At 69.6% G+C, this 20,214-nt stretch carries 17 protein-coding genes, 1 rRNA gene and 1 riboswitch; of the genes, 4 read left to right on the top strand and 14 right to left on the bottom strand.

Annotated features, from left to right (window positions below):
- Nucleotides 1-84 precede the first annotated feature (84 nt).
- Together ACIQU3_RS24590 and ACIQU3_RS24585 are read right to left on the bottom strand one after the other, a co-directional pair.
- Nucleotides 85-1,083, bottom strand: a complete 999-nt coding sequence (locus tag ACIQU3_RS24590) for a carbohydrate ABC transporter permease (protein ID WP_403744305.1) — start codon at nt 1,081-1,083, stop codon at nt 85-87.
- Nucleotides 1,084-1,089: 6 nt separating this feature from the next.
- A complete protein-coding gene (locus ACIQU3_RS24585; RefSeq protein WP_403744307.1) occupies nt 1,090-2,382 on the bottom strand; it encodes an extracellular solute-binding protein in 1,293 nt (430 codons plus the stop codon).
- Between the two features lie 424 nt (nt 2,383-2,806).
- Between ACIQU3_RS24585 and ACIQU3_RS24580 the strand changes: the two genes are divergently transcribed.
- The 3 genes from ACIQU3_RS24580 (at nt 2,807) to ACIQU3_RS24570 (ending at nt 5,768) form a co-directional block, all read left to right on the top strand.
- Nucleotides 2,807-4,786 carry an amino acid transporter gene (locus ACIQU3_RS24580; RefSeq protein WP_403927752.1) on the top strand — a complete coding sequence of 660 codons (1,980 nt, stop codon included), beginning with the start codon at nt 2,807-2,809 and terminating at the stop codon, nt 4,784-4,786.
- Nucleotides 4,787-4,886: 100 nt separating this feature from the next.
- Nucleotides 4,887-5,282 carry a helix-turn-helix transcriptional regulator gene (locus ACIQU3_RS24575; RefSeq protein ID WP_366712214.1) on the top strand — a complete coding sequence of 132 codons (396 nt, stop codon included), beginning with the start codon at nt 4,887-4,889 and terminating at the stop codon, nt 5,280-5,282.
- A gap of 66 nt (nt 5,283-5,348) precedes the next feature.
- On the top strand, nt 5,349-5,768 hold the full coding sequence (locus tag ACIQU3_RS24570) for a molybdopterin-binding protein (RefSeq protein WP_403927749.1): 420 nt from the start codon (nt 5,349-5,351) through the stop codon (nt 5,766-5,768).
- A 66-nt stretch (nt 5,769-5,834) separates the two neighbouring features.
- Here the strand turns inward: ACIQU3_RS24570 and gcvP are convergent, their stop codons facing one another.
- Complete coding sequence (gene gcvP, locus ACIQU3_RS24565) at nt 5,835-8,720, bottom strand: aminomethyl-transferring glycine dehydrogenase (RefSeq protein ID WP_403927746.1); 2,886 nt, start codon at nt 8,718-8,720, stop codon at nt 5,835-5,837.
- 175 nt (nt 8,721-8,895) lie between these two features.
- A riboswitch (glycine riboswitch) is annotated at nt 8,896-8,991 on the bottom strand.
- 113 nt (nt 8,992-9,104) lie between these two features.
- On the opposite strand from gcvP, the gene ACIQU3_RS24560 reads away from it, so the two are divergent.
- On the top strand, nt 9,105-9,479 hold the full coding sequence (locus tag ACIQU3_RS24560; RefSeq protein ID WP_184562970.1) for a PRC-barrel domain-containing protein: 375 nt from the start codon (nt 9,105-9,107) through the stop codon (nt 9,477-9,479).
- On the opposite strand, the gene ACIQU3_RS24555 is transcribed toward ACIQU3_RS24560, so the two are convergent.
- The 11 genes from ACIQU3_RS24555 to rrf all read right to left on the bottom strand — a co-directional run.
- Entirely contained in the window at nt 9,398-10,846 is a 1,449-nt protein-coding gene (locus tag ACIQU3_RS24555) for a DNA polymerase IV (RefSeq protein ID WP_403927743.1), read from the bottom strand. The genes ACIQU3_RS24560 and ACIQU3_RS24555 overlap by 82 nt on opposite strands.
- Nucleotides 10,847-11,132: 286 nt before the next feature.
- On the bottom strand, nt 11,133-11,816 hold the full coding sequence (locus ACIQU3_RS24550) for a MerR family transcriptional regulator (RefSeq protein ID WP_403744319.1): 684 nt from the start codon (nt 11,814-11,816) through the stop codon (nt 11,133-11,135).
- A gap of 294 nt (nt 11,817-12,110) precedes the next feature.
- Nucleotides 12,111-12,584: a bifunctional nuclease family protein gene (locus ACIQU3_RS24545; protein WP_003988851.1), complete on the bottom strand. Its 474-nt coding sequence runs from the start codon at nt 12,582-12,584 to the stop codon at nt 12,111-12,113.
- An 86-nt stretch (nt 12,585-12,670) separates the two neighbouring features.
- Nucleotides 12,671-13,417, bottom strand: a complete 747-nt coding sequence (locus ACIQU3_RS24540) for a MerR family transcriptional regulator (protein ID WP_403744321.1) — start codon at nt 13,415-13,417, stop codon at nt 12,671-12,673.
- Nucleotides 13,418-13,467: 50 nt separating this feature from the next.
- Complete coding sequence (locus ACIQU3_RS24535) at nt 13,468-14,418, bottom strand: FHA domain-containing protein (RefSeq protein ID WP_403744323.1); 951 nt, start codon at nt 14,416-14,418, stop codon at nt 13,468-13,470.
- A 61-nt stretch (nt 14,419-14,479) separates the two neighbouring features.
- Nucleotides 14,480-15,448: a DUF881 domain-containing protein gene (locus ACIQU3_RS24530; RefSeq protein WP_403744325.1), complete on the bottom strand. Its 969-nt coding sequence runs from the start codon at nt 15,446-15,448 to the stop codon at nt 14,480-14,482.
- Between the two features lie 5 nt (nt 15,449-15,453).
- On the bottom strand, nt 15,454-15,786 hold the full coding sequence (locus ACIQU3_RS24525) for a small basic family protein (protein ID WP_003988855.1): 333 nt from the start codon (nt 15,784-15,786) through the stop codon (nt 15,454-15,456).
- Nucleotides 15,783-16,694, bottom strand: coding sequence for a DUF881 domain-containing protein (locus ACIQU3_RS24520; RefSeq protein WP_366712198.1), 912 nt, complete (start codon nt 16,692-16,694; stop codon nt 15,783-15,785). Before ACIQU3_RS24520 ends, ACIQU3_RS24525 begins: the two co-directional genes overlap by 4 nt.
- Before the next feature lie 97 nt (nt 16,695-16,791).
- A complete protein-coding gene (locus ACIQU3_RS24515; protein ID WP_403744328.1) occupies nt 16,792-19,287 on the bottom strand; it encodes a sugar phosphate nucleotidyltransferase in 2,496 nt (831 codons plus the stop codon).
- A 114-nt stretch (nt 19,288-19,401) separates the two neighbouring features.
- A complete protein-coding gene (locus ACIQU3_RS24510) occupies nt 19,402-20,010 on the bottom strand; it encodes a CDP-alcohol phosphatidyltransferase family protein (RefSeq protein WP_403927741.1) in 609 nt (202 codons plus the stop codon).
- A 109-nt stretch (nt 20,011-20,119) separates the two neighbouring features.
- A 5S ribosomal RNA gene (gene rrf / locus ACIQU3_RS24505) occupies nt 20,120-20,214 on the bottom strand; the annotation flags it as partial.

Below are 20,214 nucleotides of genomic sequence, written 5' to 3'. Positions count from 1 at the left end.
GGACGAGGTGCAGGCTCCAGGACGTCCCACGCGCACGGGTCTTTCGACGGGCTGACGTTCCCTTCACCGTCTCCTGATTGGCTGTCACTTTCCATCACCCCGCATGGTCGTGGTGGCCCCCTCCAGGTCGCGCCGGAGGACGAACCGCTGGTAGGCGAGGGCGAAGACGAGGCTGATGCCGAACATGACCACGCTGATCGCGCTGGCATAGCCGACCTGGTAGCGCTTGAAGCCGTACTGGAACATGGTCACGGCCATGGTCTCGGAGTGGTGGTCGGGACCGCCCGCGGTGGTCAGCCACACCAGGTCGAACAGCTGGATCGACCCGATGACCGCGAGGAACACACTGATGCGCAGGGTGGGCGCGAGCAGCGGCAGCGTGACGTTGCGGAACCGCTGCCAGGCGCTCGCCCCGTCGATGAGCGCCGCCTCGGTCAGTTCCCTAGGGACGGCCTGGAGCCCGGCCAGGTACAGCATCATGTGGAAGCCGAAGTACTTCCAGGTCATGACCAGGAAAACGGTCGCCATGACCGTGGACGGGTCAGCGAACCACTCCCCGCCCAGCCCCTCGAGGCCGATCCTGCCGAGGACCTGGTCGGCGAAGCCGTCGTCCGGGGCGAAGATCATGCCGAAGAGGATCCCGGTGATGGCCTCGGACAGGACGTACGGGGCGAAGAACAGCATCCGGTACACCGCCCGGCCGCGCAGCCGCTGGTTGAGCAGGACGGCCATGGCGAGGGCGAACGGCAGCTGGATCGCGAGCGACAGCACCACGAGGACCAGGCAGCGCCACAGGTCGCCGAGGAAGACGTCGTCCTGGAAGAGCCGGGTGAAGTTCTCGCCGCCGATGTAGTCGGAGGGCATGCCGAAGCCGCCCCAGCGGAAGAACGCGGCGTACAGGGCGAACAGCATCGGCAGCAGCACGAGCCCCAGGAACAGCACCAGGGCCGGGATCTGGAAGCCGGCCGCGGTGAGCCAGTGCAGCGCGCGTCGGCGGGCGCGTCCGGTGGGCCGGGCCGCGGCCGGGGGCGGGGAACCGGCGCCGGGGCCGGTCCGCCGGTCCGGCAGGAACGTGGAGGTCATCGCCGGCTACTGCTCTTCCTTCGCGGTCCTCGTGATCGACCGGGCGACCTGCCCGGGCGACTTGGAGCCGGCGATGAGCGCGGCCACGCTGTCGTTGACCTCCTGGCCGACGGCGGGCGCGTACGCCTGGTCGAGGTAGAGCTGGAAGCCGGTGGCGGCCTTCAACTGGGCCTGTACGGCCTTGATGTTGGGGTCGGCGATGGCGCTCTCGGCCGCCGGCACCACGGGCAGGACCCCGGTCTTCTTGACCAGTTCCAGGTCGGTGGCCTCGGACGCGAAGAACTTGAGGAACTCGACGGCCTCCTGCGGGGCGCCCCGGCGCAGGGCGTGCCCGCCTCCTCCGCCGAACACCTCGGTGATGGCTCCCTTGCCGCCCTCGACCGCGGGGAACGGGAAGAACCCGAGATCCTTGCCGAGGCCCTTGCCCGCGTCGGCCTGGACCGTGGGTGCCCACTGCCCCATGAGCTCCATGGCCGCCTTGCCGTTGCCGACGGCGGCGGCCTGGCCGGTGGGCGACGAGTAGGCGGCTCCGAGGAAGCCCTTCTGGAACGGCTGGAGGGCGACGAGTTCCTTCAGGTGCTCGCCCGCCTCGACGAAGGGGGTGCCGGTGAAGTCCTTGTCGTCGTAGGCCTTCTGCAGCGCCTCGGCCCCGGCGGTCCGCATGGCCAGGTAGGCCCAGTAGTACATGCCGGGCCACTTCTCCTTGCCGGCCAGGGCCAGTGGCGTGACCTCGGCGGCCTTCAGCTTGCGTACGGCGTCGAGGAAGCCGTCCCAGGTGGTCGGCGGCTCGGCGACGCCGGCCTTCTCGAAGAGCGCCTTGTTGTACCAGAAGCCGATCATGCCGATGTCGAACGGGATGCCGTACGCCTGGTCGTCGACAAGGTACGGCTCCCTGGCGACCGGCAGCAGGGCGTCTCCCCAGGGTTCGGTCCGGTCGGTGAGGTTCTCCACGAGCCCGGCGTCGACCTGCTGCTTCAGCACGCCGCCGCCCCAGGTGTGGAAGATGTCGGGCAGCTTCCCGGAGGCGGTCAGGGCCGTCATCTTCGACTTGTAGGCGTCGTTCTCCAGCTGGACGATCTTTATCTTGACCTTGGGGTTCTGCGCCTCGAACTTCCGCGCGAGAGCGGCCCAGACGGTCTTGGCCGGCTCGGTGGTGGATATGTTCCACCATTCGACCGTGGTCGTCCCGGACGACCCTCCGCCCGAGTCCCCGCCGCACGCGGTCAGTGCCGTCGTCGCAAGACCGGCCGCGGCGGAGGCCGCCAGGAAGCCGCGGCGGGACAGTGTCGGGTCGCCCATCATGCCCTCCTCGAAAGTTTCGTTCGAGATCCAGAAAGCTTCGCTGCTGCCGCACCCTAGAGACAGCGGATAAACGCTGGCAACCCTTTGAACAAGGGGAATCTTCTGCTGAGATCAAGACGAGAGGAAGGGCCGAAACATTCGACTACCCAAACGAACGTTACGCGTAGGCGACCCAAGTGATCACGCAGGGTGTCCGGCCGTGGGCCGCGCATACGTACCGCCGCTCCACGGGGGGAGAACCGGTCCGCGCTCTCTCATCTCGGGTTTTCGGTCCTGTGACCGCCCGCACCGACAGTCTTAACGGAAGATTGACGCGCTCAGCCCTCTCATTCGCGGGCCACGACATCACGCTCCGCATACGCTGATCGAGCCGTCCAGTGATGGCCGGAACCACACTGAACCGCACGTCTGGAGCATGTCGATGGCCACCACCGAGCACCCGGCACCGGGTCGTCCGGCGCCTTCTCCACCCAGCCGTCTGCGCGCCTGGATGCTGGAGGGCCTGGCGGACATGGGCAAGTCCGGCGGCCACACGGGGCCCCACGCGGAACCCGAACCCGCGCACCGGGGTCAGCGCTGGTGGCGGGTGATGTGCCTGACCGGCGTCGACTACTTCTCGACCCTCGGCTACCAGCCGGGCATCGCGGCCCTCGCCGCCGGGCTGCTGTCACCGATCGCGACCCTCGTCCTGATCGTCGTCACGCTGGCGGGCGCCCTGCCCGTCTACCGCCGCGTGGCCGAGGAGAGCCCGCACGGTGAGGGCTCGATCGCGATGCTGGAGCGGCTGCTGTCCTTCTGGCAGGGCAAGTTGTTCGTCCTGACCCTGCTGGGCTTCGCCGCCACCGACTTCCTCATCACCATCACCCTGTCGGCCGCCGACGCCTCCACCCACCTCGTGGAGAACCCGCATCTGACGAGCGTCCTGCACGACAAGCAGATGCTGATCACCCTGGTCCTGGTGACCCTGCTGGGCGCGGTGTTCCTCAAGGGCTTCCTGGAGGCGATCGGCGTCGCCGTCGCGCTCGTCGGTGCCTACCTCGCACTGAACGCGGTCGTGGTGGCCGTCGGCCTCTACCACGTCGTCACGGCGGGTCACGTGATCACCGACTGGTCGAACGCCCTCACCGCTCAGCACGGCAACGTCTTCGCCATGATCGGCGTCGCCCTGCTCGTCTTCCCGAAACTGGCTCTCGGCCTCTCCGGATTCGAGACGGGCGTCGCCGTGATGCCGCACGTCCGGGGCGATGCGGACGACACCGAGGCACGGCCTGAGGGGCGCATCCGCGACACGAAGAAGCTGCTCACCACGGCCGCCCTGATCATGAGCGTCTTCCTGATCACCACCAGCTTCATCACCACCCTCCTCATCCCGGAGAAGGAGTTCGAGACGGGCGGACAGGCCAACGGCCGTGCGCTCGCGTACCTGGCGCACGACTACCTGGGCAACACCTTCGGCACCGTCTACGACGTCTCGACGATCGCCATCCTCTGGTTCGCCGGTGCCTCCGCGATGGCCGGCCTGCTCAACCTGATGCCGCGCTACCTGCCCCGCTACGGCATGGCCCCGCACTGGGCCCGCGCCGTGCGGCCCATGGTCATCGTCTTCACCCTGATCGCCTTCATGGTCACCTGGATCTTCGACGCCGACGTCGACGCCCAGGGCGGCGCCTACGCCACCGGCGTGCTGGTCCTCATCAGCTCCGCCGCGATCGCCGTGACCATCGCCGCCCGCAAGGCCCGGCAGCGGAACTGGACGATCGCCTTCGCGGTGATCTCCGCGGTGTTCCTCTACACGACCGTGCTCAACGTCATCGAGCGCCCGGACGGCGTGAAGATCGGCGCCTGCTTCATCGCCGGCATCATCCTGGTCTCCCTGCTGTCACGGCTGGCCCGGGCGTTCGAGCTGCGCGTGACCAGCGTGACGCTGGACGACATGGCGGAGCGTTTCGTGCGGGACACGGCCAGCCGCAGGATGCGGTTCATCGCCAACGAGCCGGACCGCCGCGACATCGCCGAGTACCGCGACAAGATCGAGCAGATCCGGCACGACAACGACGTATCCGGCCAGGAGGACTTCGTCTTCGTGGAGGTGACGGTGACCGATCCCTCCGAGTTCGAGGCGGGCCTGACCGTACGCGGCGAGGTGCTGCACGGCCGGTACCGCGTCCTGACCCTGGAATCGTCCTCCATTCCGAACGCCCTGGCCGCGCTGCTGCTGCACGTCCGCGACTCCACCGGCTGCACCCCGCACATCTACTTCGAGTGGACCGAGGGCGGGCCCTTCGCCAACTTCCTGCGCTTCTTCCTCTTCGGGCAGGGGGAGGTCGCCCCGGTGACCCGCGAGGTCCTGCGCGAGGCGGAACCGGACCGGAAGCGGCGGCCGAGGGTGCACGTGGGGTGAGCCGGAGCCGGGCCGTCGTCGGTAGCAGCAGCCCTGTCGTCACACCCGACGGCCGCCCCCGCAGCCGCCCGTCGCTCTCCACGCCCCTATCGTGACCGGCATGCAGTCCTACACGATCGGCCAGGCAGCACGGCTGCTCGGCGTCAGCCCGGACACCGCCCGCCGCTGGGCCGACGCGGGTCGCATCACGACCCACCGCGACGAGACCGGGCGCCGGCTCATCGCCGGGCGGGATCTGGCCGCCTTCTCCGTCGAACTCGCCCGGTCCGGCGCCGCCGAGGAGGACGCCCCGTACACCTCGGCCCGCAACGCCTTCCCCGGCATCGTCACCGCGATCAAACTCGGCGACGTCGCCGCGCAGGTGGAGATCCAGGCCGGACCCCACCGGCTCGTCTCACTGCTCACCCGCGAGGCGGTGGAGGAACTGGGCCTGGAGGTCGGGATGGAGGCGACGGCCCGCGTGAAGTCGACCAACGTCCACATCGACCGCGTCTGACCGGCGGCAGGCGGTGCACCCGCGCGCATACCGGCCTCACGCGCCCACCGCGGCTACCGTGCACGCATGAGCCTGAGCATCCGCAACCAGCTCCCCGGCACCGTCACCACCCTCACCCCGGGCGAGGCCATGGCGACGGTCGGGATCCGCCTCACCGGCGGCCAGGACATCACCGCGGCGATCACCCGCGAGGCAGCGGAAGACCTCCGTCTCACCCCCGGCACCGCCGTGCGCGCCCTGATGAAGTCCACGGAGATCGCCCTGGCCACCGCACCCGTCGAGGGCCTGTCGATCCGCAACCGGCTCCCCGGCACGGTCACGCACATCGCCGCCGGTGACGCGATGGTGTCGGTCCGCGTCACCGTCGAGGGCGGCGAACTGACCTCCGCGATCACCCGGGACGCCGCGGAGGACCTGGCCCTGTCGCCCGGGACCCCGGTCGTCGCCCTGATCAAGGCGACCGAGGTGGCACTCGCCACCGCCTGACCCGGCGGCGAACGGCGGAAGGGGCCCCGCACCGCGGGGCCCCTCCTTCGACCGGTTGCCGGCCGATCAGTCCTCGTACGCGTCCAGCGGCGGGCAGGAGCACACCAGGTTCCGGTCGCCGAAGGCCTGGTCGATGCGGCGCACCGGCGGCCAGTACTTGTCGGCGGCCGACACCCCGGCGGGGAAGACGGCCTCCTCACGGCTGTAGGCGTGCTCCCACGAACCCGCGAGCGCGCCGGCGGTGTGCGGGGCGCCGCGCAGCGGGTTGTCCTCCGCGGGCCACTCACCGGAGCCGACCTTCTCGATCTCCGCGCGGATGGCGATCATCGCCTCGCAGAACCGGTCCAGCTCGGCCAGGTCCTCCGACTCGGTCGGCTCGATCATCAGCGTCCCGGCCACCGGGAAGGACATGGTCGGCGCGTGGAAGCCGTAGTCGATCAGCCGCTTGGCCACGTCGTCGACGCTCACGCCGGTCGCCTTGGTCAGCGGCCGCAGGTCGATGATGCACTCGTGCGCGACGAGCCCGCCGGGACCGGTGTAGAGCACCGGGTAGTGCGGCTCCAGGCGCTTGGCGATGTAGTTGGCGCTGAGCACGGCCACCTGGGTTGCCCGCTTCAGCCCCTCGCCGCCCATGAGCCGGACGTAGGCCCACGAGATCGGCAGGATGCCGGCCGAACCCCAGGGAGCCGCCGAGATGGGGCCGACGCCCGTCTCGGGGCCGGCCTCGGGCTGCAGGGGGTGGTTCGGCAGGTAGGGCGCGAGGTGCTCGCGCACCGCCACCGGGCCGACGCCCGGGCCGCCGCCGCCGTGCGGGATGCAGAAGGTCTTGTGCAGGTTGAGGTGCGAGACGTCACCGCCGAAGTGCCCCGGCTTGGCGAGCCCGACGAGCGCGTTCAGGTTGGCCCCGTCGACGTAGACCTGCCCGCCCGCCTCGTGCACCTGCGCGCAGATGTCGGCGACGTGCTCCTCGAACACACCGTGCGTGGACGGGTACGTGATCATGAGCACGGCCAGCTGGTCGCGGTACTGCTCGATCTTGGCCCGCAGGTCCTCGACGTCGATCTCGCCGTCCTCGGCGGTCTTCACGACGACGACCTTCATACCGGCCATCACGGCGCTGGCGGCGTTGGTGCCGTGCGCGGACGACGGGATCAGGCAGACGGTGCGCTGCTCGTCCCCGTTGGCGCGGTGGTACCCGCGGACGGCCAGCAGACCCGCCAGCTCGCCCTGCGAGCCGGCGTTCGGCTGGAGGGACACCTTGTCGTAGCCGGTGACCTCGGCGAGCCGGTCCTCCAGCTCGTGGATGAGAGTGAGGTACCCACCGGCCTGCTCGGCGGGCGCGAAGGGGTGCATCTGCCCGAATTCGGGCCAGGTGACGGGCTCCATCTCGGTGGTCGCGTTGAGCTTCATGGTGCAGGAGCCCAGCGGGATCATGCCCCGGTCGAGCGCGTAGTCGCGGTCGGCCAGCTTGCGCAGGTAGCGCAGCATGGCGGTCTCGGAGCGGTGCTGGTGGAAGACGGGGTGGGTCAGGTAGTCGTCGGTACGCAGCAGCGCGCCCGGAAGACCGTCCTCGGTGGCCGCGTCGAGCGCCTCGACGACTCCCTCGACGCCGAAGGCCGCCCACACGGCACGCAGCTGGGCGCGCGTGGTCGTCTCGTCGCAGGCGATGGAGACGTGGTCGGCGTCGACGAGGCGCAGGTTGACCCCGTTGTCCCGCCCGGCGGCCACGACCTCGGCGGCCCGGCCCTCGGCGCGCACGGTCAGGGTGTCGAAGTAGGAGCCGTGCACGATCTCGACACCGCCACCGGCGAGTCCGGCGGCGAGAACCGTGGCGTACCGGTGGGTGCGCCGCGCGATGCCCTTGAGACCCTCGGGGCCGTGGTAGACGGCGTACATGCCGGCCATGACGGCGAGGAGCACCTGCGCGGTGCAGATGTTGCTGGTGGCCTTCTCACGGCGGATGTGCTGTTCACGCGTCTGCAGGGCCAGTCGGTAGGCCTTGTTGCCGTCGGCGTCGACGGACACGCCGACGAGCCGCCCGGGCAGGCTGCGCGCCATCTTGTCCTGGACCGCCATGTAGCCCGCGTGCGGTCCGCCGAAGCCCATGGGGACGCCGAAACGCTGGGTGGTGCCGACGGCGATGTCCGCGCCGAGCTCCCCGGGCGACTTCAGCAGCGTCAGGGCGAGCAGGTCGGCGGCGACGGTGACGAGCGCCCCGAGCTCGTGCGCGCGGTCGATGACCGGCTTGATGTCCCGCACGGCGCCGGAGGCGCCGGGGTACTGGAGCAGCACGCCGTTGATCTCGCGCTCGGCGATCTCGTCGGGGATGCCCTCGCTCAGGTCGGCGACGACGACCTCTACCCCTGTCGGCTCGGCGCGGGTCTGGATCACGGCGATGGTCTGCGGCAGCGCGTCCGCGTCGACCAGGAACAGGCCCTTCTTGTTCTTGCCCAGGCGCCGCGACAGCGCCATGGCCTCGGCGGCCGCGGTGCCCTCGTCGAGCAGGGAGGCGCCCGAGGTCGGCAGTCCGGTCAGCTCGGCGACCACGGTCTGGAAGTTGAGCAGCGCCTCCAGCCTGCCCTGCGAGATCTCCGGCTGGTACGGCGTGTAGGCCGTGTACCAGGACGGGTTCTCCATGACGTTGCGCATGATGACCGGCGGTGTGAACGTGCCGTAGTAGCCGAGGCCGATCATGGAGCCGAGGACCTGGTTGCGGTCGGCGAGGGAGCGCAGCTCGGCGATCACTTCGGCTTCGCTGCGGGCGCCGGGCAGATCCAGCGCCTCGGCGCTCTTGATCACGGCCGGGACCGCGGCCGCGGTCAGCTCGTCCAGCGAGCCGTAGCCGACGTGCGCAAGCATCTTGGCGCAGGCCTCGTGGTCGGGGCCGATGTGGCGCTGCTCGAAGGGGACTGCCTCTTCGAGCTCGGAGAGCGGAATGCGGTGGGCGGTCATTACGGAGGCCTCCTGGTCGACACGACCTTCGAGGGGCACCACGGCACGGGTACCCGGACGGCCTCCCCCTCTGTCATCTCAACCTGAGAGCTTCACCGGATCGCCCGAAGGCCTCCGGTTTTCACCGTCGGTGAGAGCGGAAGCCGTCGACACCCGCCCTGCTTTCCAGAGTGACCTCGTCCGTGCGGTACGTGAGCCTGAGAGATTCCGGGGAGGATTTGCTCCTTCGGCGCCTCCGATGGTGTCTGGAGGACTCTCCCGCACGGGGTCAGCAGCCGATGCCAGCGTACCAGCGAGGTCAACGCACGAACCTTCGAGTGGCCGCATCCCCACTTGTACCGTTTTGTAGTGTCTACGTATGAGTTGCGACCATGTGGAGGGCCCGTGCGAACCGATATCGATCCGCGCAACCTGATCGGCCGCAAGGCGTTCGACCGCAACGGGACCAGGATCGGCACCATCGACGAGGTCTACCTCGACGACGCCACCGGCGAGCCGGAGTGGGCGGCCATACGGACGGGCCTGTTCAGCAGGGACGCCTTCGTCCCCCTCGAGCCCAGCGAACTGGTCGAGGGTGCCCTGCACGTGCCCTTCGAGCGAGCCCTGATCAAGGACGCTCCCGACTTCGGTGTGGGCCGCCATCTCTCGCCCGAGCAGGAATTGCAGCTCTACCACCACTACGGTCTCGACGTCGCCGCTCCGCCCCCGCTCCCGGACCACGACTTCGGCAAGCTCGCGGGCACCGACGAAACAGCCTGAGGCCCCGCCCCAGCGGCCTGCCCTCCCTCCCCACGTAACACCAGAGGCAGCGGATCCGCCGCTTCCAGATCCGGGTCGTCGACCCGGAAGGTCCGCACCCGCCCCGGCTCGGAGGCGGGCGTCTCGAACCGTACGGTGACCCGCCCCAGGCCGCTTCCCTGCACCCACCCGTGACCGAACTCGGCATGCCGCACGTCGTGCCCGGCGGGCCAGCGCCGCTCGGCGAGCGAGGGCTGCTCCTCGGCCGGCGCCGCGGGATGCTCCTCGACCGGGCTCTCCTCGACCCCCCGCCCTCCCGCGGCCTGGGCGAACAGATCTTCCTGCGTGTAGTCGGCGAGCCCGCTCACACCCACCCCGAGCAGCCGCACCCCGCCCGTCGTGTCGACGGAGTCCAGCAACCGGGCCGCCGCCTCTCGGACCACCCCGGGGTCGTCCGTGGGGCCGCGCAGCGTCTCGGAACGGGTGAGCGTCGAGAAGTCGTAGCGGCGCACCTTCAGGACGATCGTCCGACCGGAGAGCCCGGCGCCGCGCAGCCGCCGTACACACCGCTCGGCCAGCCGCTGCACCTCCAGCCCGACCCGCGTCCGGTCGTGGATGTCCACGTCGTAGGTGTCCTCTACCGACACCGACTTCGCCTCGCGCTCGGCCACCACGGGCCGGTCGTCCCGCGCCAGGGCCATCGCGTAGAGACCGTGCCCGTGTGCCTTGCCCAGCAGCCGGACCAGTTCGTCCTCGCCCGCCTCGACGATCTCCTCGACCGTGGTGATCCCGGCCCGCCGCAGATGGTCGCCCGTCGCCGGCCCCACCCCCGGCAGGATCCGCACCGGCATCGGCCCGAGCATCGCCCGCTCGGTCCCCGGCTCGATGACCACCAGCCCGTCGGGCTTGGCCTCCTCCGAGGCGATCTTGGCGAGCATCTTGGAGGCGGCGAGCCCCACCGACCCGGTGAGCCCCGTGACCGCCCGGATGTCCGCGCGCAGCTTGACCCCGGCCAGCCGTGCCGACGCCTCGTCCCAGGCCACTCCCCCGGCCTCCAGGTCCACGAACGCCTCGTCCAGGCTCAGCGGCTCCACCAGCGGCGACAACGCCCGCAGCAGCTCCATCACCCGCTCGCTGATCGAGCGGTAGAGATGGAAGCGCGGCACGAGATACGCGGCGTTCGGTGCGAGCCGCCGGGCCTGCCCCATGGGCATCGCCGAATGCACCCCGAAAACCCGCGCCTCGTAGGACGCGGTCGCCACGACCCCGCGCGGCCCGAGCCCGCCCACGACCACGGCCTTCCCGCGCAGACTCGGCTTGGACGCCTGCTCCACCGAGGCGTAGAAGGCATCCATGTCGAGATGCAGGATCGTGGGCGCGGTTCTCACACCTTTGATGCTGCCCTATGCCACTGACAATGCCCTGCTCGACCGCCCGCGAGGGCATACGGGGAGCTGCCCAGGGCCTGTGACGCCACTCGCGAGGGAAACGCTCACGGCCCGGCAGAGCACCTCGGAAGCACCACGCGCACCTCGGCGGCGGCCTTGAAGCGATCACGCGCACATCGGCGGCGCCGAAGCGCTCACGCGCACCCGCAGCGCCCTGTATGAGCGGGCGCCCGGTGAGGGATGTCCCGCCGTCCGCGGCCGCGTGCGCTTCCCGCGACCGGGCCGCTCAGACGGCCCGGTTCCGCCGACGTGCCAGCTCGTCCGCCGGGTTGGACCCGACCAGCGTCTCACCGGTGTCGATCCGCTCGCCGTGCAGCTGGGACAGCGCACTCTCGACGTCCCGCCACACCACCCCGACGGCGATCCCGAAGACCCCCTGGCCACCCTGGAGCAGGGCGTGGACCTCGTCGGGCGAGGTGCACTCGTAGACCGTGGCGCCGTCGCTCATCAGCGTCATGCGCTCGAGGTCGCTGAAACCGCGTTCCCTGAGGTGCTGGACGGCGGTGCGGATGTTCTGCAGCGACACCCCGGTGTCGAGGAACCGCTTGACGATCTTCAGGACGACCACGTCCCGGAAGCTGTACAGCCGCTGCGTCCCGGACCCGTAGGCGGGGCGCACACTCGGCTCCACGAGCCCGGTGCGGGCCCAGTAGTCCAGCTGCCGGTAGGTGATACCGGCGGCCGCGCAGGCCGTGGGACCGCGATAGCCGATCTGCTCGGACGCCATGGACGTCGCCTCTCCGCTGCTCGGCACCGCTGTCGGTCGCTGCGGAGCGTGGTCCGTCGCACCACCGGGCTGAAAGGGTCCCCCGCCCGGGAAAGGCCGGGAGCCGGGGGGAGGGTACGGACCGCTCACCCTGAGACTGCGCTCGGGGCCGCCCCCAGCCGTACCGTCGCCGCTGCTTCTCACGCCGACCTCCGTCCTTGACCTGCCTTCTCGACGGTAGGCAGTCACCAGGGGTGCGTCAACGATCGCCACACTCGCCACGCCGAGTGATAATCACCCTGAGAGTGGTTTCCCGTGCCCCGTCGCGGGGAAAGGCTAGCCGAATGTGCCCGAACGGGCCTGGTGACGCTCTCATGAGCCCCCGGCACATGCGGGGGCATTTCACCCGTCACACATGCTGAGGGCGGCCCCGTCACGGACCACATCGTCCGTCGGGCCGCCCGTGCGTCTACCGGGCCGCAGCCGCTCCGCGGGAACTCACTGGCTGCTGCTGCCGAAGTCCTCCGGGGAGATCTGGTCGAGGAACTCGCGGAACTTCTCCACCTCGTCCTCCTGCTCGTCCGGGATCGCGATTCCGGCGTCGTCGAGCACCGTGTCACTGCCGTAGATCGGCGTCCCGGTGCGCAGCGCGAGCGCTATGGCGTCGGACGGGCGGGCGCTCACCTCGACGCCACTGGCGAAGACCAGCTCCGCGTAGAAGACGCCCTCACGCAGATCCGTGATGCGCACTTCCGTGAGCTCTTGGCCGACAGCCTCCAGCACGTCCTTGAACAGGTCGTGTGTCAGCGGCCGCGCGGGAGCCATGCCCTGCTGGGCGAAAGCGATCGCCGTCGCCTCCCCCGGCCCGATCCAGATGGGGAGGTAGCGGTCGCCTCCCACTTCACGCAGCAGCACGATCGGTTGGTTGGAGGGCATTTCGACCCGGACACCTACGACATCGAGCTCGTTCACACAGCAACCCTAGGCCGTGCCCGGGATGTTTGGGTAGTCGGGCCGGGATCGGGCGACTGATCCGGCCTCGCCGGCCCCCGGCCGCCTCAGGGGAGCCGCACCCCGAGCGCCGTCTGCACCAGCGCGGCGTGCAGCTTCACCGTGAGCCCCGCCAGTTCCCTGGTGCGGTCCTCGGCGTGAGCCCGTGTCTGCGGGTTCCGATGCCGCCGCAGCGGCGCCACCACCTGGTCCACGAGCCCGGCCTCCCGGTCGGCGGAGGCCTTCAAGGCCCGCAGATGCCGCGGCTCGATCCCGAACCGCCCGAGCTCCACGACGAGCAGCGCGACGGCGACCGACCCGGCGTCGTAGACCCCGTCCGCCAATGGGGTGAGGAGCCCGTAGGACTCCCACTCCTCGAGCTCCTGCCCCTCCACGCCCACGGCGGCGAGCAGCTCGTCCCGCCCGATCCTGGCCGCCGTGGGCGGCTCGGACGGCGCGGGCGGCCGGGAAGCGGGTTCGCCCTCCCGCTGACGGCCCACGGCCGGCAGCTGCACCGCCTCACCACGCTCCATGGCCTCCAGGTGCTCCCGGATCACCTTCAGGGGAAGGTAGTGGTCCCGCTGCATCCTCAGGACGTGTCCGAGGCGCTCGACGTCATGGGCACTGAACTTGCGGTACCCCGACGGGGTCCGCCGCGGCTCGATGAGCCCTTCCGACTCCAGGAAGCGGATCTTGGAGATGGTCACTTCGGGGAACTCGCCGCGCAGCGCGTTCAGCACCGCGCCGATGCTCATCAGCCCACTGTCCGTGGCGGCGGCGCCGTGCCCGGCACCGCCGCTCGGTGTATGAAGCATGGACCTTCCCTGACGGATGGGCCTCGCTGGGTCTGCCCGGACGGAGCCGGTCAGTAGCCCCGCTGGCTGGCGTAGAAGACCAGCCGGTACTTGCCGATCTGCACCTCGTCGCCGTTGTTCAAGGCGACCTGGTCGATCCGCTCCCGGTTGACGTACGTGCCGTTCAGGCTGCCCACGTCGGCCACCGTGAACGACCCGTCCTGAGCGCGGCGGAACTCCACGTGCCGCCGGGAGACCGTCACGTCGTCCAGGAAGATGTCGCTCTGCGGATGCCGGCCGGCCGTGGTCAGATCGCCGTCCAGCAGGAAGCGGCTGCCCGAGTTCGGTCCGCGGCGCACGACCAGGAGCGCGGAGCCCAACGGCAGAGCGTCGACGGCGGCCTGCGCCTCGGGTGACAGGGTCGGCATCTGCGTCTGGCCCGTGGCCTCGCTGTCGTAGGCCTCCAGACCGGAGATGGAGATCGTGGACGTCGTCTCGGACGGACGCTCCGGCGCAGCCCCCGCCCGCAGCGGCGCGCCGCAGTTGGAGCAGAACCGGCTGTTCTCCGCGTTGCGGTTACCGCACCTCGTACACACCAGGGCCGACATCGGATCCTCCTGCCGCGGCTGCCCCCCGGGGGCGTTGGACGCGTACGGGTCGAACCCTCCGCCCGCACCTGAGGTTGACGGTTGCCCGAAACTTATGCCGCCGGGCTGTGCAGGGTCAACCGACGGCGCGCCCTGACCACCGGAAACGTCACCGCCCGGACCCCCGACCTGGTCCCGGAACAGCGGCCGCTGGCCCTCCGCGTCAGGCTGTGCGCGATGACGAGCGGTCGCGTTGCCGCTGTCCTCTCGCGCGCTCTTGCCGAACAACTTCGCAAACAACTTCACGGGCGATTCCCCTTGACCGAAACAGACCCGCCCGTGGGGCAGGACGAACCCTGACTGAACACTCTGGCCGACCCGGACATCCTGACAACGTCCGTCTGCACCAGACAGTTTCCACCACGCACCGCCCATTCGGTGCGCCGACCCCCCGCAACCTCATGCCCTCGCCGAACGTCGCCCATGCACCCCCGGTTCACTGGGAGGACGACCGAGCGTAGTCAGGCCGCTTCGCCGCTCGCAAGGCGTCCACGACGATGTCGGTCGACCGCTCGATTGTGGCGGCGGCCTGTTCCTTCTCGAGAGTCTGCACCACGCCTCCGGGGATGTTGAGCGCCGGCTCGAGGTCCTGCGGCTTGCCGATGACCTTGAAACGATAGGGAGCGTTGATCTTGTTCCCGTCGACGGCGACACCCTTGCCCGAGTCCGTGAGATACGTGCCCGCGACAACGCGGACGCCGTTGACCTGGATCGCCTCGGCGCCCGCCGCGCGCAGCTCCTGGATGGCGTCGAGCAGCATGTCCGCCTCGACCGTCCCCTTCGTGTCCTCGATCGTCATGGTGATGCCGGGCCCCCGCGCGGCCACCGTGCCCGCAAGGACGCCGAGTTGCCTCTCCTTCTCGACCGTCTGCTTCCGGGCCTCTTCAGCCTGGTCCGAGCTGTTCTCCAGCTCGTCGCGCTGCTTCTCGAGTCCCTGCTTCTCGTCCTCAAGACGTTGAGTACGGTCATCCAGTTCATCGAGGATGCGAACAAGATCTTCCTGACGTGCGCCACGCAGGGCACTGTCACTGTCGCTGTTCGAGGCCACCTGTACGGCAAGCCCGAACCCGAGACCGAACAACAGCACGGCGACGATGAGTTGGGCCCGGGTTACGCGCGGCGGCCACACGCCCTGCGCCAGCCGCTGCCGCCCGGTCAGCCGGGGCTCGGCGTCCGTCTGTGGTTCCGGTCCCCGCTCGGGCTCGGGCTTCCCACGGGCCTCACCCGCCGTGGCGGGGGCAGGCGCCTGCCTCGCCGGGGCCTCGGCCTCACCTGCCGCCGACGCGGCCGGCTGCGCTTCCTGGGGCAGCGCCCTGCGCAGCCTGTTCCCGGTCTCGCCGCCACCCTCGCGCGTGTCGCCCTGCTCCTCGGCCGCCTTGGCGGGCTTCTCGTCGTGATCGCTCATCGGCCTCACGCCCGGAACACGTGCCGGCGGATCGCCGCGGCGTTGGAGAAGATCCGGATGCCGAGGACGACCACCACACCGGTGGACAGCTGGGCACCCACGCCCAGCTTGTCGCCCAGGAACACGATCAGGGCGGCCACGACCACGTTCGACAGGAACGACACCACGAAGACCTTGTCGTCGAAGATCCCGTCGAGCATGGCCCGCAGACCGCCGAAGACGGCGTCGAGCGCCGCCACGACGGCGATCGGCAGATAAGGCTCGACCACCGCCGGAACCTCAGGCCGGACCAACAGGCCGGCCACGACTCCCACGACGAGGCCCAGTACGGCGATCACGATGTGCCCTTCTCGCTCTTCTCAATGCTCGGCTGTGCTGTACGTACGGTCACACTCGGTGCGGCAGGCAGCCGGAGGTCGTCCTCCACGGAGATGCCTGTCCTGATGCCGTAGCTCTCCTGCAGCGCGTTCAGATACAACCCGTCCGCACTGTCCTGGAACCGGGTGCTCAGCCGCTGCCCGTCCCCCACCGCAAGCACCGTGTACGGCGGCACCAGCGGCTTGTTGTCGACCAGTATGGCGTCCCCCGCGGCCCTGATCGCGGACAGCGCCGTCAGCCGCTGCCCGTTGATCGAGACGGCCTCGGCGCCCGACTCCCACAGCCCGTTGACCACACGCTGCATGTCCCGGTCACGCACCCGGCCGGTGTCGGAGAACCCGGAGGTCTCACGCGGGTCGCCGTCACCACCGGAGGCGGCTTCCTTGGCGTCATTCACCACGAGCCTCACCCCGGGGCCGTGCACCGCGACCGCGCCCGAGAGGATCCCCACCAGATCGGAAGCGCTGCCGCCGCTGTGCTTCAGCGCCTCGCGCTGCCGTGCGCTCACGTCCGCGCGCAGCTCGTCGACGGAGTCCTCCAGCTTGTCCGCCGCCTCGGTCTCCCGGTCGATGCGGTCGACCAGCTCTTCCCGCTCCTTGGCGACGACCGGGGCGGCGACCCGCGCCTGCGCCGCCCCGACGGTCACGACCAGAGCCGCGAGCACCAGACCGGCGGCGAGGCCCAGCTTCGCCCTGAGCGTCCTCGGCATGCCGCTGTCACCCGCGGCCTTCTTGCGCTCGGCGGCCTCGGCGTAGCCGTCGTCGAGACTGTGGTCCATGACGTTGGTGAGCAACGACATGGACGCATCCGGGCGCCGGGGCCGCGCGGGTGTGCTCCGAATGGGGGGTTGCTGCGGCATGCCGCACATCGTCGCACGTCGCGAGCACTACCTCCGAACGGCCCCACCGGCGTGCCGGACAGGCCCCGTTGGGGACACTTGTCCGGCACGCACGCGTGCAGCCCGTTCAGCGGCCGGCGCTGTCCACGACCGCCGACCATTCGTCGAGCAGGGCCTGCGCGGAGGCGTCGTCCGGCCCCTCGGCCCACAGGTGGGTGACGGCCTCGGCCGGGTCGGGCAGCACCATCACCCAGCGGCCGTCGGTCTCCACTACCCGCACCCCGTCCGTGGTGTCCACGAAGCGGTCTCCGGCCGCTTCGACGACCCGGCGCATCACAAGACCCTTCACGGCCCACGGGGTCGCCAGATCCCGCTTCAGGACGTGCGCCCGCGGGATCCGCGCGTCGATCTGGCTGAGCGTGAGCTGCGTCCGCGCCACGAGCCCGATGAGCCGTACGAAGGCCGCGGTGGCGTCGTACACGCTGCTGAACTCGGGGACGATGAAGCCGCCCTTGCCGTCGCCGCCGAAGATCGTCCCTTCCTCACCGCCGACGCGCGTGAGGTCGTCGGGAGAGGTGGTCGTCCACTCGACCTGCGTCCCGTGGTACGCCGCCACCTGCTCGGCGATCCGGGTGGTGGTGACCGGCAGCGCGACCCGGCCGCTGCGCCGCTCGGCTGCGACGAGGTCCAGCATCACGAGCAGCGCCCGGTCGTCCTCGATGATCCGCCCCTTCTCGTCGACGAGCGAGAGACGCTCACCGACGGGGTCGAACCGCACGCCGAACGCCGCCCCGGAGGACGCCACGATCTCTCCGAGCCGCACCATCCCCGACCGCCGCATGTCGGCGGTCTCGGTCGGCCTGGACTCGTCCAGGCCCGGGTTGATGGTCAGCGAGTCGACCCCGAGCTTGCCGAGCAGGCTCGGCAGAACGAGGCCGGCGCTTCCGTTGGACGCGTCCACGACGACCTTCAGCCCCGAGTCCGCGATCCCGGTCGTGTCGACGTCCCGCAGCAGCGAACCGGTGTACGAGTCGAAGACACTGGCCGGGAAGTGGAGATCGCCGATCTCCCCGGGGAAGGCACGGCGGTACTCCTGCCGTGCGAACACCCGGTCCAGCTTCCGCTGACTCCCCTGGGACAGGTCGGCACCCTGCCCGTCGAAGAACATGATGTCGACGGAGTCCGGCACCCCGGGGGTGGTACGGATCATGATGCCGCCCGCACTGCCGCGTGCGGTCTGCTGCCGGGCGACCGGCAGTGGCACGTTCTCCAGGTCGCGTACGTCGATCGCGCTGGCCTGCAGCGCCGAGATCACCGCCCGCTTCAGCGCACGGGCACCACGCGAGTGGTCGCGGGCCGTGGTGACGGTCGACCCCTTCTTCAGCGTCGTGGCGTACGCGCCTGCGAGCCGCACGGCGAGTTCCGGTGTGATCTCGACGTTCAGGATCCCGGACACGCCGCGGGCACCGAACAGATGGGCCTGGCCCCTGGACTCCCAGATCACCGAGGTGTTGACGAACGCGCCGGCCTCGATGGTCTTGAACGGATAGACCCGCACATTGCCCTGGACGATCGATTCTTCACCGATCAGGCACTCATCGCCGATGACCGCCCCGTCCTCGATCCGCGCGGCGCGCATGATGTCGGTGTTCTTGCCGACCACGCAGCCGCGGAGGTTGCTGTGCGGCCCCACGTAGACGTTGTCGTGGACGACGGCCTTGTGCAGGAACGCGCCGCTCTTGACGACCACATTGGAGCCGACGACGGTGTGCTCACGGATTTCGGCACCGGCCTCGACCTTGGCGTAGTCACCGATGTAGACAGGTCCTCGGAGCACGGCGTCGGCATGGACCTCCGCGCCCTCGGCGACCCACACGCCCGGGGAGATCTCGAACCCGTCGATGTCGACGTCGACCTTGCCCTCGAGGACATCGGCCTGCGCCTTGACATAGCTCTCGTGGGTGCCGACGTCCTCCCAGTAGCCCTCGGCGATGTAGCCGTAGACGGGCTTGCCTTCCTTCATCAGCTGCGGGAAGACGTCACCGGACCAGTCGACGGGCACATCGGGCTCGACGTAGTCGAAGACCTCGGGCTCCATCACGTAGATGCCGGTGTTCACCGTGTCGGAGAAGACCTGGCCCCAGGTGGGCTTCTCGAGGAAGCGTTCCACCTTGCCTTCCTCGTCGACGATGGTGATACCGAATTCCAGTGGATTGGGCACACGCGTCAGACAGACGGTGACGAGCGCGCCCTTCTCCTTGTGGAAATTGATGAGCTCGGTCAGGTCGAAATCAGTCAGGGCGTCGCCGGAGATGACGAGGAAGGCGTCGTCCTTCAGCGCCTCCTCAGCGTTCTTGACGCTCCCTGCGGTACCGAGTGGCTTCTCCTCATTGGCATAGGTGAGCTCCATACCGAGCTCTTCGCCGTCACCGAAGTAGTTCTTGACGAGGGACGCCAGGAACTGGACGGTCACGACTGTTTCGTTGAGCCCATGCCTTTTGAGCAGCCGAAGAACATGCTCCATGATCGGCCGGTTGGCGACCGGCAGGAGCGGCTTGGGCATGCTTGAGGTCATGGGGCGAAGGCGCGTGCCTTCGCCTCCGGCCATCACGACGGCCTTCATGTCGGAAGCGTCCTCCTCGAAGAGACGGTCTAGCCGACTTCCCCCGCCAGGATTGTCCCGCACTTATCCAGCACAGGCCATCGCTCCGCTACGGCAGCAGGACCATCCGAGAGGTCAATCGGCCAGGGCGTCCGCACGGACCAGGCGGCGGACTTGTACCACGTAGAGGACTCCTGCCCACCAGTACAGCGTTGTACCCCACCCGGCGAACGCCCATCCGAAAATGGCAGCGAGTGACGAGATCCATCCGCTTCCGTCGCTGAGGAGAAGCAGGGGGAAGGCGTACATCAGGTTGAACGTGGCGGCCTTGCCCAGGAAGTTCACCTGGGGCGGCGGATAGCCGTGGCGGCGGAGGATGCCCACCATCACCAGCAGAACGAGCTCCCGTGCCAAAAGGGTGGCGGTCAGCCATAGAGGCAGAATCTCACGCCAGGTGAGGCCGACCAGGGTCGAGAGAATGTAGAGCCGGTCGGCCGCGGGGTCGAGGAGCCGGCCGAGGCTGCTGATCTGGTTCCAGCGGCGCGCGAGCTTGCCGTCCAGATAGTCGCTGATGCCGCTCAGAGCGAGCACCAGGAGGGCCCAGCCGTCACTTTGGGGGCCACCGAACTCAGGTCGCAGAATCAGCCACAGGAAGACGGGCACGCCGACGAGGCGCGCCATGCTGAGGATGTTCGGGATGGTGAGCACACGGTCCGTCTGGACGCGAGTCTCCTGAACCTCCACCCGGGGGCCTCCTGTGGGAAACGTGCCAACGATGCTCCCTGACCCTACCTCAACGCAAAAAAGCTCTGGCTCTTGGGCTGTGTGCCCAAGAGCCAGAGCTCTAATAGGAGTTCGGCGGCGTCCTACTCTCCCACAGGGTCCCCCCTGCAGTACCATCGGCGCTGTAAGGCTTAGCTTCCGGGTTCGGAATGTAACCGGGCGTTT

Origin of the sequence: Streptomyces sp. NPDC101110, from assembly GCF_044759525.1 — a bacterium.
GTDB lineage: Bacteria > Actinomycetota > Actinomycetes > Streptomycetales > Streptomycetaceae > Streptomyces.
This window is presented reverse-complemented; position numbering and strand designations above follow the sequence as displayed.

Coding starts and splice junctions, on each gene's coding strand:
- ACIQU3_RS24540 (WP_403744321.1), bottom strand. CDS start 13,417: ATGCTTCATACACCGAGCGGCGGTGCCGGGCACGGCGCCGCCGCCACG.
- ACIQU3_RS24515 (WP_403744328.1), bottom strand. CDS start 19,287: ATGAAGGCCGTCGTGATGGCCGGAGGCGAAGGCACGCGCCTTCGCCCC.
- ACIQU3_RS24580 (WP_403927752.1), top strand. CDS start 2,807: ATGGCCACCACCGAGCACCCGGCACCGGGTCGTCCGGCGCCTTCTCCA.
- ACIQU3_RS24575 (WP_366712214.1), top strand. CDS start 4,887: ATGCAGTCCTACACGATCGGCCAGGCAGCACGGCTGCTCGGCGTCAGC.
- ACIQU3_RS24520 (WP_366712198.1), bottom strand. CDS start 16,694: ATGTGCGGCATGCCGCAGCAACCCCCCATTCGGAGCACACCCGCGCGG.
- ACIQU3_RS24585 (WP_403744307.1), bottom strand. CDS start 2,382: ATGGGCGACCCGACACTGTCCCGCCGCGGCTTCCTGGCGGCCTCCGCC.
- gcvP (WP_403927746.1), bottom strand. CDS start 8,720: ATGACCGCCCACCGCATTCCGCTCTCCGAGCTCGAAGAGGCAGTCCCC.
- ACIQU3_RS24535 (WP_403744323.1), bottom strand. CDS start 14,418: ATGGGCGGTGCGTGGTGGAAACTGTCTGGTGCAGACGGACGTTGTCAG.
- ACIQU3_RS24530 (WP_403744325.1), bottom strand. CDS start 15,448: ATGAGCGATCACGACGAGAAGCCCGCCAAGGCGGCCGAGGAGCAGGGC.
- ACIQU3_RS24590 (WP_403744305.1), bottom strand. CDS start 1,083: ATGACCTCCACGTTCCTGCCGGACCGGCGGACCGGCCCCGGCGCCGGT.
- ACIQU3_RS24570 (WP_403927749.1), top strand. CDS start 5,349: ATGAGCCTGAGCATCCGCAACCAGCTCCCCGGCACCGTCACCACCCTC.